17 protein-coding genes are annotated in these 12,935 nt (G+C 38.1%); 5 read left to right on the top strand and 12 right to left on the bottom strand.

Annotated elements, in window-relative coordinates; translation table 11 throughout:
* Positions 1–77 precede the first annotated feature (77 nt).
* Positions 78–1,415, bottom strand: coding sequence for a sodium-dependent transporter (locus AC0C45_RS15175; RefSeq protein ID WP_016764716.1), 1,338 nt, complete (start codon positions 1,413–1,415; stop codon positions 78–80).
* A gap of 172 nt (positions 1,416–1,587) precedes the next feature.
* Here AC0C45_RS15175 and AC0C45_RS15170 point away from each other — a divergent pair, with 172 nt between their 5' ends.
* Positions 1,588–2,040, top strand: coding sequence for a hypothetical protein (locus AC0C45_RS15170; protein ID WP_013083800.1), 453 nt, complete (start codon positions 1,588–1,590; stop codon positions 2,038–2,040).
* A 42-nt stretch (positions 2,041–2,082) separates the two neighbouring features.
* Here the strand turns inward: AC0C45_RS15170 and AC0C45_RS15165 are convergent, their stop codons facing one another.
* On the bottom strand, positions 2,083–2,514 hold the full coding sequence (locus tag AC0C45_RS15165; protein WP_237892508.1) for a DUF6843 domain-containing protein: 432 nt from the start codon (positions 2,512–2,514) through the stop codon (positions 2,083–2,085).
* Positions 2,515–2,703: 189 nt separating this feature from the next.
* Between AC0C45_RS15165 and AC0C45_RS15160 the strand changes: the two genes are divergently transcribed.
* The gene (locus AC0C45_RS15160; protein WP_016764718.1) at positions 2,704–2,850 is read left to right on the top strand and encodes a hypothetical protein; all 147 of its coding nucleotides are present in this window, start codon (positions 2,704–2,706) and stop codon (positions 2,848–2,850) included.
* An 18-nt stretch (positions 2,851–2,868) separates the two neighbouring features.
* Here the strand turns inward: AC0C45_RS15160 and AC0C45_RS15155 are convergent, their stop codons facing one another.
* The 9 genes from AC0C45_RS15155 to AC0C45_RS15115 all read right to left on the bottom strand — a co-directional run bounded on the left by AC0C45_RS15155 (position 2,869) and on the right by AC0C45_RS15115 (position 10,787).
* On the bottom strand, positions 2,869–3,285 hold the full coding sequence (locus tag AC0C45_RS15155; protein ID WP_047932479.1) for a DUF350 domain-containing protein: 417 nt from the start codon (positions 3,283–3,285) through the stop codon (positions 2,869–2,871).
* Positions 3,286–3,299: 14 nt separating this feature from the next.
* Complete coding sequence (locus tag AC0C45_RS15150) at positions 3,300–4,559, bottom strand: glutathionylspermidine synthase family protein (RefSeq protein ID WP_472928239.1); 1,260 nt, start codon at positions 4,557–4,559, stop codon at positions 3,300–3,302.
* The gene (locus AC0C45_RS15145) at positions 4,559–4,879 is read right to left on the bottom strand and encodes a hypothetical protein (RefSeq protein WP_013057715.1); all 321 of its coding nucleotides are present in this window, start codon (positions 4,877–4,879) and stop codon (positions 4,559–4,561) included. The genes AC0C45_RS15150 and AC0C45_RS15145 overlap by 1 nt, the downstream gene beginning before the upstream one ends.
* Complete coding sequence (locus tag AC0C45_RS15140; protein ID WP_237892509.1) at positions 4,879–5,337, bottom strand: hypothetical protein; 459 nt, start codon at positions 5,335–5,337, stop codon at positions 4,879–4,881. The genes AC0C45_RS15145 and AC0C45_RS15140 overlap by 1 nt, the downstream gene beginning before the upstream one ends.
* A gap of 115 nt (positions 5,338–5,452) precedes the next feature.
* Positions 5,453–5,914, bottom strand: a complete 462-nt coding sequence (locus tag AC0C45_RS15135) for a hypothetical protein (protein ID WP_034650791.1) — start codon at positions 5,912–5,914, stop codon at positions 5,453–5,455.
* A 432-nt stretch (positions 5,915–6,346) separates the two neighbouring features.
* Complete coding sequence (locus tag AC0C45_RS15130) at positions 6,347–7,234, bottom strand: sulfite exporter TauE/SafE family protein (RefSeq protein WP_472928238.1); 888 nt, start codon at positions 7,232–7,234, stop codon at positions 6,347–6,349.
* A 249-nt stretch (positions 7,235–7,483) separates the two neighbouring features.
* On the bottom strand, positions 7,484–8,578 hold the full coding sequence (locus AC0C45_RS15125; protein WP_034650785.1) for an oxidoreductase: 1,095 nt from the start codon (positions 8,576–8,578) through the stop codon (positions 7,484–7,486).
* A gap of 90 nt (positions 8,579–8,668) precedes the next feature.
* Positions 8,669–9,223 carry a signal peptidase I gene (gene lepB / locus AC0C45_RS15120; protein ID WP_013057720.1) on the bottom strand — a complete coding sequence of 185 codons (555 nt, stop codon included), beginning with the start codon at positions 9,221–9,223 and terminating at the stop codon, positions 8,669–8,671.
* Positions 9,224–9,719: 496 nt separating this feature from the next.
* Positions 9,720–10,787, bottom strand: coding sequence for an undecaprenyldiphospho-muramoylpentapeptide beta-N-acetylglucosaminyltransferase (locus AC0C45_RS15115; protein WP_013057726.1), 1,068 nt, complete (start codon positions 10,785–10,787; stop codon positions 9,720–9,722).
* A 177-nt stretch (positions 10,788–10,964) separates the two neighbouring features.
* Here AC0C45_RS15115 and AC0C45_RS15110 point away from each other — a divergent pair, with 177 nt between their 5' ends.
* On the top strand, positions 10,965–11,300 hold the full coding sequence (locus AC0C45_RS15110; RefSeq protein ID WP_016764731.1) for a CHY zinc finger protein: 336 nt from the start codon (positions 10,965–10,967) through the stop codon (positions 11,298–11,300).
* A gap of 19 nt (positions 11,301–11,319) precedes the next feature.
* Here AC0C45_RS15110 and AC0C45_RS15105 read toward each other — a convergent pair whose 3' ends face one another.
* Entirely contained in the window at positions 11,320–11,634 is a 315-nt protein-coding gene (locus tag AC0C45_RS15105; RefSeq protein ID WP_013083811.1) for an ArsR/SmtB family transcription factor, read from the bottom strand.
* A 204-nt stretch (positions 11,635–11,838) separates the two neighbouring features.
* Here AC0C45_RS15105 and AC0C45_RS15100 point away from each other — a divergent pair, with 204 nt between their 5' ends.
* Both AC0C45_RS15100 and nfsA read left to right on the top strand, forming a co-directional pair.
* Positions 11,839–12,123: a putative quinol monooxygenase gene (locus tag AC0C45_RS15100; RefSeq protein ID WP_016764732.1), complete on the top strand. Its 285-nt coding sequence runs from the start codon at positions 11,839–11,841 to the stop codon at positions 12,121–12,123.
* Between the two features lie 29 nt (positions 12,124–12,152).
* Entirely contained in the window at positions 12,153–12,890 is a 738-nt protein-coding gene (gene nfsA / locus AC0C45_RS15095) for an oxygen-insensitive NADPH nitroreductase (protein WP_016764733.1), read from the top strand.
* Positions 12,891–12,935: the final 45 nt, after the last annotated feature.

Below are 12,935 nucleotides of genomic sequence, written 5' to 3'. Positions count from 1 at the left end.
AGAAATCAAGCATCATACTCCTCCTCTTCCTTCAAAAAAACGCTGTTAAAACCAAGCGTTTTAACAGCGTTTTTTCGTTAGATAAAGCCTAGCATATTAATAAATACAATGATAATTAAAACAGGTGCAATGTATCGAATAGCAAGAAGCCATAAAGAGAACCAGCGCTTCACATTCGTTGAACCGTGCTTGAATTCTTCAATTAGCACATCTTTTTTCATTTTCCAAGGAACAAAGATGGCAATTAAAAGAGCACCTAGTGGCATAAGGATATTACTTACAAGAAAATCGAAAGCGTCAAAGATGCTTTTTCCAAAGATCGATACGTCACTTAACAAACCATACGATAGCGCTGAAGGTATTCCTACCACGAAGATTAGCAAGCCCGAAATCCAAGATAGCTTTATACGCTTATGCTGCTCTCCTTTGGCTAAAGAAGCAACAATAATTTCTAACATTGAAAACGCAGATGTCAAAGTGGCAAATAAAAACAGCGCCAAAAAGAAAGTTTGAAACACAATTCCGAACGGAAGCTGTTCAAAAATAGAAGGCAATACAATGAATAAAAGACCTGGTCCTTCCGTCGGTTTTACACCCATTGAAAAGACCGCAGGGAAAATGGCCAGTCCTGCTAGTAAAGAAATCAAAATATTTAACGCTGAAATTGAAATAGCTGATTTTGGCAAGTTTTGCTGCTTAGATAGATACGAACTGTACGTAACCATAACTGAAACGCCTACACTAAGGGAAAAGAATGCTTGTCCCATCGCAAACAAAATGGTTTGGGATGTAAGCTTTGAAAAATCTGGATACAAAAAGAAAGATACACCTTCCATTGCCCCTTCTAATGTTAAAGAACGAATAATGATAATAATAAATAAAATAAAGAGAGCAGGCATTAAAATTTTGTTTGCTTTTTCAATACCATTTTGAATGCCTCTTGCTACTACAACAATTGTTAAAAGAAGAAAAACAAATTGAGAGATAACAGCACGTGTTGGATTAGCAATGGTCGAGTTAAATAAACTCCCGTAGTCACTTACTCCATTCAGCTGACCCGTGACGCTTGCAAAAATATATTGCAAAATCCAGCCTCCTACTACACTATAGAAGGATAATAAAATAAAGCATGTAATCACGCCTAAATACCCGATTCCTTTCCATAGGGAGCCGGGAGCAACTGCATCATAAGCACGAATTGCTTCTTTTTGTGTATGTCTACCTAGTACAAATTCAGCAAGCAAAAGCGGCAAACCAATAATTGCTGTAAACAAGATAAACAGTAAAAAGAAGGCCCCTCCTCCGCTTGTTCCGGCTACATAAGGCAGTTTCCAAATGGCTCCGATTCCAATTGCAGAACCGGCAGATGCCAAGATAAAGCCGAGTTTTGATGTCCATTGTTCGTTTTGACTCATTTTTTCTCACCATTTTTCTTTATTTATTCTGATTTGTCATACTATAGCACACAACCCTTCTGTCGAAAAGGGTTTTTGTTGTTTTAACCCTCATCATGTGTTATGAATAGTATGTAGGTTTCATGATTTATTTTCGTAACTAAAAAAAGTTTGACAGTTAGAGGTACAAAAAATGACAAATCAGCAAGTAATACAGCAACAATTTTTAGATAAGTTCCTTGACTTTATCTTAGTAAAATGTCCAAACTGCGAACTATGTGCGCGAGTTGTAAAATTGGATAAAAAATTGAGCGGGTCAACGCACTCATGCACGTGTCCTCACTGCGGTTATCTAGACGTAACCAACGCTGATAGCCAAGGACCGTTAGAACTTTCTGAAGCAGTAGATCCTTTTTTTCAGCTTCCGCTTTACTTAGAAACGATATGCCCTGAACGTCGACTTTGGGCTTATAACTTAGATCACCTTCAGTATATTGAATCTTATATTGAAGTTAAAACATGCGGGGCTTGTTTCGACGAGCTGTCGGTTGAACATTCATTGCCAGATTGGGTAATTCATAAGCAAGAAGAAGCATTAAGCGAAATTCAACGTTTAAAAGATACCGTCTTTTGCACATTCAAATGAAGATAGAAAAGAAACGTTGCCGAAGAGGCAACGTTTCTTTTTTTACGAAGAACTTTCTTCGGTAAGTTTTCTTCGATAGTCTCCGGCCTTATCGAACTCTTTTGCGGTGCCGACGAAAAAGTAGGTTACCGTATGATTTTTGTTACCTTGAGTCGTTCCATGTATCATCTTCCCCTGCTTCAATTGCTTTCGCTCTCCATTCTTATTTACATAGAAATATTTATTTCTTGCCCAGCCGCCGCCGCTTAAAAGCGTTTTGGTTTTCCCGACTCCCTGGTCATTTACTTTAAATACAGTGTAGTGTCCTTCTGTCTTGCTGGGGTTTCCGTTATCTTTATCATATTCGACCATAACCCATCCTTTGTACCCTTCTGGTATAAGGAAAATGCTCGGTTGAGACGTTTCATCTGGGCGTCCACATCCAGATCCAGCTGCGATTACAATCAAGAAGCACAAAATGAGCCACCTTTTCACTTTTTCCAACTCCTTTCTTAATAAAAGACGTGCCTCTATACTGCTTTTAGTTTTTGTTGAAGGTGAGATTATATTCTTTTTGCATCCCTCAATTTTTTCCAGTTCACCCAGTCAAATATGCTATATTTACGTATTGTTTGTCACACACTATTAGCAGGCGTTTACAATTTACATGGGAGGATAACAAAAATGAGCTATGTTTTTTTATTTATTTTGCTCTTTGTCATTCCGCTTTACACACAGCAAAAAATTGTTCGTGCCGACCGTGAAAATACACGTACATTATTACTAAGTGAACACGAGCAATCTGGACATAAAAAAAGCGATTCCCCGTAAAACAGGAATCGCCTTCTTTTAATATGTTAAGCTTCCGGCCACAATAAGGCCGACGGCAACCGACGCTGCAAAAAGAGTTACTCCAACGGCTATATTTCCTTCTTCTACTTTTTTGGCTAGGCTCGTTTTAGGCGTCATGATAAATTCAATAATCCAATATGCCACTACTTGAGTAATGATACCTACTACTCCCCAAAGAGTTGCATCTACCAAATTTAAGCTGTTGCTCCATACAGTAAAAATGACAATAGCAAGCCCAATTCCTTTTCCCCATAACTTCAAAGCGACCGCCACATTGCCTTTTTTTATGAGTTCACGGTCATTAAATTTTGTTGTTAATTCAAATACCATAACTCCGATAAATAATAACCCTATCCCTACCGCTACGTGAGATAAAAAACTCCCTATACTAGCCCAATCAATCCATTGTGTCATTTTTATTCCCCTTTTCATTTTAATCCAATCGGCAAATAGTACGATTCGTTATCCGTAATTTGATTTCCAGCTCGTATTCCTACTGCGCTTGCTTTTCCATTTAATAAAAAGCACCCGTACATGATATGAGCCTCTATTGTTTGCGTTTGAGCCTTCATCGTTGCAGTTGGCAAAGGAATAAACTGTTGATACACAGCCGTGTATTCTTGATATGTCTTATGCTGATCTTCGTCTATTTTGATTCCGTCTTCATTATAAATTTCAACGGTATCTCCCTCACGACCAAAGGATGGTTTCTTCACAAATGCTTGTTTTCTTTCAATAAATGTATCTTCTTCTAAATACGTTGGTAAAAAGTATGTTTCAATGATGTGACGCTCTTCTTTAGTGAAGAAAGGATGATGTTGTTCATGCAAAGCCCAAATGAGTGCTTGCACGGCTTTGGACTGCAGCAAAAATGCAGAAGGCGGATTGATTATGGCTACTTGTTTTTGCTGTGCTAATGTTAAAAGCATGTGTCCGACTTTTTCATGCGTACTCGGATCTTCATCTTCAATTAAATGTTCAAGCGGATAAGTTTGGCGATAGAGTACGTCTATTTTTTGTCCATATTGATCATACACGCCCGCTTCTATATGTTCACCTTCTTCCACTGTAGAGGAAGGGACAATTCGAAGCTGCGATAATGGAACGTATGTAGCATCTACATCGGCTAGCTTCATTAAATAAAGAGTCGTTAACTTATCTTCTTCATGCGTATCGTGCGAAGAAAAAACGACGTTTGGATAGTTCGTTCTATCGAGCTCGTTATAAGCTTCAAAAATGGCGTGTTTTAATGCTAAAGCAAGCTTTTTTTCTTCAAGCTTATTAGGGTTTTGTACTTGAAAATGCCGACAGACTAACTCATTTACATGAAACAATTCTTTAATGAACGTAGGCGTATCCGCATTTAGTTCTAAAAGCTTGATTTGATCAGTCGTAACAGCAAAATCAAGGCGCGAAATCACACTTTCTGTTTTCATCGTTTTCAGTCGTAGGTACGGAAGGCTGTCTTTTGGAAATCCTAAAGAAAAAAGCGTCTGATCATCTAACGAACGAAGTAAAGGTGCAGTTTTAAAAAATAATTCCCCAATTTGATTTGCAGCTTCTTTAATAGAATCAATGATATGAGAAGACTCTGTATGTACGTCATAAAGAGCATACTCTGTTCCGTATAAATCGTGCCAAAAATCTTCAATTTCTTTATAAAACATTTCTCGCTTTTCTTTATGCATTACCCGCCAAAACCGCCTTTAGAGCCGCTCCCAATTCCAGATTTATACGAGCTGCTTGATTTAAATGATTTATAGGCCGATGATGAGGTCAACTGTTTTTTAGAGCCGTAGTAGCGGCCTCCGTGATAATATGAGCCGCTGTGCGAAGAAGAAGAATCTGAACAGTAGTACGTTTGGGTATCTTCATCCCACTTCCACTTGTCACACGATTTATCTTTCGGTTTAGCTGGTCTTGCCTGATCAGTTGAACCGCAGGCAACGAGCGATGTCATTAAAGCTGTGGTCAAAACCCCGGCCATCATTTTTTTTGTTTTTGACATTACGCCTTCCCCCCTTCATACGTTACGCCTGTTTTTGTTACATATAAACTGTACACGCTGCGATCTTCATCAATTTCCGCAGAGTCTCTTTCCCATTCCCATCCATTGTAGTATGTATAAACTGTTCCGATATAGCTTAATACGTCCAAATGGGTATAAAATGAAGAGACGAATAAAATCGGATGTCCTCGAAGAGAATTCAGTTCGCGTACTTCTAACGTAATCTCTCTGTTATCGTCTTCTGCTTGCTCTTTCGCCCCATGTTCATGTTCTTTTACATAAATAATATGTATATCGTCTTCGACTGCAGATGAAGTTTGTTTATACGTTACTCCTTCTTTAACAAAAAATTCGCATTCTCTTCTTGCTAAAATTTGTTCAAGTTCAATAGATTGATAGTGATAAATAGATACAAACGTATCATCAGGCTTTAGCAGTCGGTATTCTAACTTCCCCATTGTGCAACTCCTTTTGTGACTTTTTTGTGAACGTTCTTTAATAAATACGCACAGATTTTCAAAAAGTTTCAATTTTTCTCATATTAAAAGGCTTAGCTTTAAATAAGCTAAACCTTTATTTTTTTATCACATCTGTCACAACTTCATAACCGCCTGTGTATGGGTCGAATACATATTCAAGCATGCCGTTTCCACGATTGACTTTAAATAGATAACGGTATTTTTTAGGGCTGTCTTTTGCTGGATATACGTATTTTCCTTTTTGGAACTGACTTAGCAAGAGCTGTTCTCTTTGCGCAAGCATTTTTTTTGCTTCATTATAACCATACAGCGGGAGATTTTTGGCATAGAGAACCGGTACGAATACAAGCACAACGACTGAAATCGTAATAAGCCCTTGTTTGAACCACCGTATAAATCTCTTTGGATTTCGCGAAAGTAACATCGTGATGACAATTACTATTAACAAAGGAACAATATATACTTGAACATACGGAATGTTTGCAAATACAGGTCGATTAATCAATAAGACAATTACTTCGATAGCTGCTACTAATACTAAAATAAAATAGACCACTTACTCTTCACACCTCGACGATTCAATGAATTTTATATGTGTTAGAAAGTATTCCCACTCATGAATGAACTCGTCTATTGTATCATAAGACGCAAAAAAAATATCTACGCTTCTCTATTTTACGGAATTCAGATAATAAAAGAGATTGAGACATTACGAAATCACCCCAATCTAAAGACGAACAAATGGGATAATGCGCTAGTATGGCCCCTTGTTACACTGCTGTTGATTTCCGTGCAAGCCTTCGCTTTCCGCAGGCGGCCGCTAAGCCTCCTCGTCGCTTGCGCTCCAATCAACAGCTAGAAACCACTACATACATGAAACTCCCTTCACCCTAACCATAAAAAAATCTGAACGCATTTGATTCTCCATCAAGAATTAAACACGTTCAGATCTCCCTTTAACTAAGCTACTTTTATTCCATCCTCTTTATTACGAAACTTCTACGTTTTGATTTTGATTATATTTTTTCCCTTGTAACAGTGAGTAAATGATCGCTGCTGCCCACACAATAAGTATGAATGCATATACAGCTATCTGAGTTGAGCTGCTGGATATCCATGTATTTAAGAGTGTTCGAGCATTTGTTAAAATGATAAACCCACCAACAAGTGAACCAAGCAAGTGAGCCGGGATAATACGAACAAACCATGCAGCAATCGGAGCCGCGATAATTCCGCCAATCATAAGGGCGCCTACCCAGAACCAGTTTACTTGCTCCCAGCCAAGAGAAATTAAAAAGCCAAGTGTAGCCGAGACGGCAATAGCAAATTCACTTGTATCCACGGTTCCAACGACTTTCCGTGCTGTTGTGCCTTTTTTAGCTAGCAATACAGGCGTTGCTATCGGCCCCCAGCCTCCTCCTCCTGTAGCATCAGCAAATCCAGCAATTAACCCTAAAGGAATGGACTGCTTCGTCGATAAAGGTTTGGTGCTCTTTTCTTCGTTTGTTTTAAACGTAAATAAAAAACGAAATAACACATAAACTCCTAGAAGCAATAAGAATGTTGAAACGTAAGGCCTTACTGCATCTCCAGGTAAATTACTTAGAAAGCAGGCTCCTACAAAAGCTCCGATGGAGCCCGGGATAATCAGTTTTAACACCATCGATTTATCTACGTTTCCAAATTTAATATGCGAAACACCCGAAGCTGCCGTTGTTACAACTTCTGCTAAGTGAACAGATGCGGAAGCCACAGCTGGTGCAATTCCAAACGTTAAAAGCAGCGTAGTTGATGTCACCCCGTATGCCATTCCAAGTGATCCATCAATTAACTGAGCTAAAAAGCCAATAAGTGCAAACGTAATTAACTTTTTCATGTTGTCCCTCCACTTTCATCTTCTGTTAGAAAGCACAAAAAGGCCTCCAACAGTTGTTTGCTAGAAGCCTTCGGTATGTCCGATCAGCTGTCCGTTTTATGAATAAGTTGTTTATATTGTAATCCTAACTATTCCTAGAAGTCAACTGTGTTTTTAGTTTTTCTTTTAGTCTATGTATGCTGCTTGGTTATAGTATCAGTAAAATAAAATTCTTCTTGTTAAGTCAACAACATAAAAACGACCGCTCACTTAATAAGGGCGGTCATTTTTATGCATGTCTTGCCAGTGAGCTAGTACTTCAGGTGGCAAACTCATATCTTTGTCTAATGACGTCACATCCATAGAAGCGGGCTCATCGCTATTTATCACTTTTTCTACCCAATCTGGCTGCACAACTAATGCTTGTTCAATCGTAATTAAAGCCAGCCCTTTCTCAAAAGCTTCTGCTACTTCTGTTGCCGTAAGTCCTCCTGTACCCACAAGAGGGACCCGATGATTGACGTGCTTAATAATCGAAGAAACCAGTGAACGATTTTCTTCACTACTTAAGGTAGGTTCATGCAAAGCACTGATATGTAAATAGTCAATTTCTGTATGAACAAGACGATCAATCCACTCAAATGTATCTTCCACTTTATTTCCTAAATAGCCTTTTTCTTTGGGCGCTAATGTATATCCCACAATAAATGGTTTGCCCGCATGTGCTGCTCGACGCGTCACTTCACGAATAACTTCAAGTGCAAAAGTGAAGCGGTTTTCTGCGCTTCCACCATAAGAATCGCTCCGTTCATTTGCTTGCCTTGACATAAACTGCTGCAGTAAACATTCATTTCCTCCGTCAATTTCTACTCCATCAAACCCGGCTTCCATAGCTCTGGTGGTAGCTTCGCCAAACGCTTGAACCATATAAGTTATATCGCGCTCGGTCATTTGAACAGGCTTTTTCCCTTTACGTTTATGAGGCTTTTCACTTGGGCTAATGGCTTGCCATTTATTTTTCATTTCTACGCACTTTCTTCCCCCGTGTGATAGTTGAAGAATCGCTTTAGCTCCTCTTCTATGAATCATTTGGGTTAGTTGATGAAGCTTTCGTATGACATGATCACGATGAATGCCGATTTGACCATGTGCTACTTGGCCATTTTCTGTGATAAACGCGGGGCCGACAATTACCGTACTGACGCCCCCTACTCGTTTTTCGTAAAAAGTCAGATCGATATCAGATATTTCTCCGTTTTCCCGTGAAGCGTATGTGAGGATAGGTCCCATTGCTAACCGGTTTTTCATCTCAAGAGCATCAACAAATTTAAAATGCTTAAATAATTTTTCATAGGCGGTCTTCAATTAATTCACCCCTTTTTTCCTTAGCTTGCCCATCTAGAAGCCGAGTAGACATAGGCACAAAAAAAGAAATACCTTCGCCGGCATTTCTTTTTACGTTGTTTTTCTTATTTTTTTAATGGGGTAAAATACAAATTCGCTTTTTCCGACAATCCGTTTTTCATCAATGAGGCCTAGACCGTTGCGGCTATCCATACTGTAAAGACGGTTATCACCCATTACAAATACTTCGTTTTTAGGTATTTGAACGGGTTCAAAATCTCCTGTAAGCTCCATATCCATGTTATTGGCAATTTGACGATTCGTTTTTAAATAAGGTTCACTTACTTTTTTATCATCAATATAAAGCTGATCTTTTTTCATTTCGATTTTTTCACCTGGCAGACCGATTACTCTTTTTACATAATGCTTATTCTTAGCCTCATCTTTAATAATCACAATATCTCCGCGGCGAATATCATGGAGCGAATACGACAGTTTATTCACAAACAAACGCTCTCCGTTATGCAGCGTTGGGTTCATTGAAGCGCCTTCTACAATATACGGAGAAAATAAAAATGCGCGAATCATAAATACTAGAGCGATAGCGAAGATAATAGTTTTGAATATGCTGCGTAATTGATCGCTTTTTGTTTTTTCCGTAGTCAATATACTTTGTCTCCTTTGTACAGCTCACTTTTCTTATGTGAAAAAGCAAGAAACCTCTTACTTTAACACTTATTCTAACTTAACCATAGAAAGAACTGAAATCAAATGTTTTATGTTATGTAAAAAAAGAACCTCTAACAAATGTTAGAGGCTTACATTACGCAAGTTTCGTCTTTACATCTCTTATTATAACATTAATTATATAAAAAGAGACTACCTTTTATGTAAAAATTATGTTTTTTACGCAAACTTAACTAAATCTTCACATTTAAAGGCGTTTCTCCATGTATAAAAAGTTGAGAGATACAATACTCTATAATCTCTCTTCGCCGCACGGATCCAATAAAAATGTTTTGATCATCTACAACCGCCACAACATTTTGTTCAGACGCGCGTGACAAAATACTTTCCATTTCATCATGAATTATTTTACGGCCTGCTTCCTCCTCCTCTTTCAGAAAAAAGCGTTCTTATCTCCTCGATAAGAACGCTTTTTTTAGCTCATTTTCTCAATTTCATTTACAAGAATTGAAATGGCATCCGTTTTTGTTGCTTCACGCATTGTACGCTTCATCGTACTTGCCTGCTGCTGAAGCTCATTTACTTCACGCAAAAACACTTCTTTTGTTAACTGTTCTTCTTCCACAACCATACAGTAGCCTTTTTTCTTAAAGGACTGTGCATTTAAAATTTGATCTCCCCGGCTTTGTGCTTTTGACAAAGGAATAATCATCATCGGTTTATGAAGGGCTAAAAACTCAAAGATAGCATTTGATCCGCCGCGTGTAATCACATAATCAGTGGCCGCTAGAACATCTGGAAGCTGTTCATTTACATATTCTAACTGACGGTAGCCCGACTCTTTTTCAAGGCTTGTATCAACATTGCCTTTTCCGCACAGGTGTACAATTTGAAATTTCTTTTGCAGTTCAGGCAAGGACTCTCGAACAATTTCATTGATGCGACGTGCTCCTAAACTTCCGCCCATAATGGTTAAAATTGGGCGCTTATCATAAAAGCGAAGCCAGCTTTCCCCGTTCGCTGCGCTTCCGCTAAATAATTCTTTTCGAATAGGTGAACCAACAACCTGCACTTTTTCTTTTGGAAAATAGTTTGCCGCTTCATCAAAAGAAGTGAAAATTTTAGTGGCAAATTTCTGCGCAATTTTATTTGCCAGTCCCGGTGTTAAATCACTTTCATGAATGAACACGGGAATGTTTAGCGATTTAGCAGCCATTACAACAGGAACTGTGACAAAACCGCCTTTTGAAAACACAAGAGAAGGCTTTAACTTTTTCAGCACGCGACGTGCATCGCCAACTCCTTTTGCTACTCGAAATACATCTTTTACATTTTCCATATCTACGTATCGACGCAGCTTCCCGCTTGAAATCGCATGATATGGAACGTTTAATTTTGTAATTAATTCTTTCTCAATACCATTGTGAGAACCGACATAATGGATATCCCATTTTTCACTGTCTAATTCTTTCATAATGGCAATGTTTGGTGTTACGTGTCCAGCTGTTCCGCCTCCGGTAAAAACGATAACTTGCTTACTCATTTTTTCTTCCTCTCTTTACTTCACTTAATCGATCTGTTTTGACATCAATTTTTATCTGATCTTTTTAGCATGCAATCTGACATGTAAAACGATGGTTTTATTATAGCATTTTTCTTTTTACATATGTATGATAAGGCGTATAAAAGCATGCTATACTTTTCATAGGGAGTGATGATAATGAACAAATCTGCACCTATAGTAAAAGGTGATACAGTGGATTCCGAAACGCGCTGTACCCACTATCATACGGATAAAGATATTATTGCAATAAAATTTTATTGCTGTAATACATATTATCCATGCTATCAATGTCATAATGGATATGCTGATCATGATATTAAAAAGTGGCCAAAAGCTATGTTTAATGAAAAAGCTATTCTTTGCGGAGTATGTAAACATGAGCTATCAATTCATGAATATTTAACCTGTAACTCGACTTGCCCTCACTGTCGTTCTTCCTTTAATCCTGGATGCAGCCTGCATGGACACATTTATTTTGAACAAAAAAGCTGAACAAAACATTGTTCAGCTTTTAAAATAACTGCTCATCTATATTTATAATGGAAGGAAGCAGACCTGGGAACAATTCCTCAAGTTCTTCTAAACGCAAGGAATAATAGTGCTGCGTACCTTCTATACGTAGTTTGATAATTCCAGCTTCGCGAAGTACTTTAATATGATGTGATAGCGTTGATTTTGATACATTTAACTTTTGATAATACGAACAGGTCTGCTCCTTTCTTGTCGCTAAACACTGTACAATTCGCAGCCGGTTAGGGTCACTCAACGCGTGTAAAATAGGCGTTAATTTAATTTCAGATTTCGGTGGTTGATAAGGTTTTCTCATGCTTAAAATATAACACAGCTTCTTTTGTGTATCAATGTTCGATAACTTTCGAACTAAATTCCTTGCACTGTTATTTAATCGGTGTTATAGTTTCATTGTTCGATGATATTCGAACTTATCTTCATTTTAATCATAAATTGAATGAAAGATTAAAAACAAAACAAATAATATAAAGCACCATCATTATTAAAGGAGGAATCACCCATGATTCATTTACAAGCTTCAATGAAAGTTAACCCAGCAAAAAGAGAAGAATTTTTAGAAAACGTAAAAGAACTAATTAAGCATTCTTTACAAGAAGAAGGAAACAGCAACTATCAACTATTTGAAGATGCTTTTACACCTAACACATTTATGATGATTGAAGAGTGGAAAAGCGAAGAAGCAATTCAAGCACACAATAAATCAGCTCACTTCCAAAGTTTTGTAGCATTTGCTCAAACTGGCGTACTTGTAGCACCTTTAGATGTAAAAACATTACAAGGTTAATCATAACTTCTTTGAAAGGATGACGCATCATGAATGAAGCAATTCGTACAATTCAAGATCATCGTTCTATCCGTCAGTATACAGACGAAGCAGTAAGTGACGAGCATTTAGATACGATTATTCAATCTGCTCAGTCAGCCGCTTCTTCTATTAATGGACAGCAAGTGACTATTATTAGCGTCCAAGATAAAGAAAAGAAGAAAAAACTTTCAGAGCTTGCCGGCAACCAAGCGTGGATCGACCAAGCTCCTCTATTTTTAATCTTTTGTGCAGATTTTAATCGTGCTAAGATTGCAGCTGAACTTAACGATGCCCCCCTTGGCGTAACCGATGGGCTTGAATCAATTTTAGTCGGGGCAACTGATGCTGGAATTTCTTTAGAAGCCGCAACAGTTGCAGCAGAATCACTCGGTTTAGGTACAGTCCCAATCGGAGGAATTCGCAGAAAACCACTAGAAGTCATTGAACTGCTCGATTTACCGGAATACGTATTCCCAGTAAGTGGTCTTGTGGTTGGACATCCGGCAGATCATTCTGCGAAAAAGCCTCGATTGCCACAAGCTGCTGTGCACCATCGTGAAAGCTATAATCACGACTTAAAGTCATTGATTCAAGACTATGATGCTGAAATGGCAGAGTATATGAAAAAGAGAACAAACGGTGCTGATGACCGCAACTGGTCACAAACTGTATCAGCTATTTATAAAACTATTTATTATCCAGAAGTTCGAGCGATGCTTGAAAAACAAGGATTTAAATTCGAATAACCAAAAGCTGCGATGAACATCGCAGCTTTTTTATCTACTTTAACA

It is taken from the genome of Priestia sp. VA7 (genome assembly GCF_055710015.1).
This window is presented reverse-complemented; position numbering and strand designations above follow the sequence as displayed.

Coding starts and splice junctions, on each gene's coding strand:
- AC0C45_RS15130 (WP_472928238.1), bottom strand. CDS start 7,234: ATGAAAAAGTTAATTACGTTTGCACTTATTGGCTTTTTAGCTCAGTTA.
- AC0C45_RS15100 (WP_016764732.1), top strand. CDS start 11,839: ATGATTCATTTACAAGCTTCAATGAAAGTTAACCCAGCAAAAAGAGAA.
- AC0C45_RS15150 (WP_472928239.1), bottom strand. CDS start 4,559: ATGCATAAAGAAAAGCGAGAAATGTTTTATAAAGAAATTGAAGATTTT.
- AC0C45_RS15170 (WP_013083800.1), top strand. CDS start 1,588: ATGACAAATCAGCAAGTAATACAGCAACAATTTTTAGATAAGTTCCTT.
- AC0C45_RS15160 (WP_016764718.1), top strand. CDS start 2,704: ATGAGCTATGTTTTTTTATTTATTTTGCTCTTTGTCATTCCGCTTTAC.
- nfsA (WP_016764733.1), top strand. CDS start 12,153: ATGAATGAAGCAATTCGTACAATTCAAGATCATCGTTCTATCCGTCAG.
- AC0C45_RS15105 (WP_013083811.1), bottom strand. CDS start 11,634: ATGAGAAAACCTTATCAACCACCGAAATCTGAAATTAAATTAACGCCT.
- AC0C45_RS15155 (WP_047932479.1), bottom strand. CDS start 3,285: ATGACACAATGGATTGATTGGGCTAGTATAGGGAGTTTTTTATCTCAC.
- AC0C45_RS15115 (WP_013057726.1), bottom strand. CDS start 10,787: ATGAGTAAGCAAGTTATCGTTTTTACCGGAGGCGGAACAGCTGGACAC.
- AC0C45_RS15110 (WP_016764731.1), top strand. CDS start 10,965: ATGAACAAATCTGCACCTATAGTAAAAGGTGATACAGTGGATTCCGAA.
- AC0C45_RS15145 (WP_013057715.1), bottom strand. CDS start 4,879: ATGTCAAAAACAAAAAAAATGATGGCCGGGGTTTTGACCACAGCTTTA.
- AC0C45_RS15140 (WP_237892509.1), bottom strand. CDS start 5,337: ATGGGGAAGTTAGAATACCGACTGCTAAAGCCTGATGATACGTTTGTA.
- AC0C45_RS15175 (WP_016764716.1), bottom strand. CDS start 1,415: ATGAGTCAAAACGAACAATGGACATCAAAACTCGGCTTTATCTTGGCA.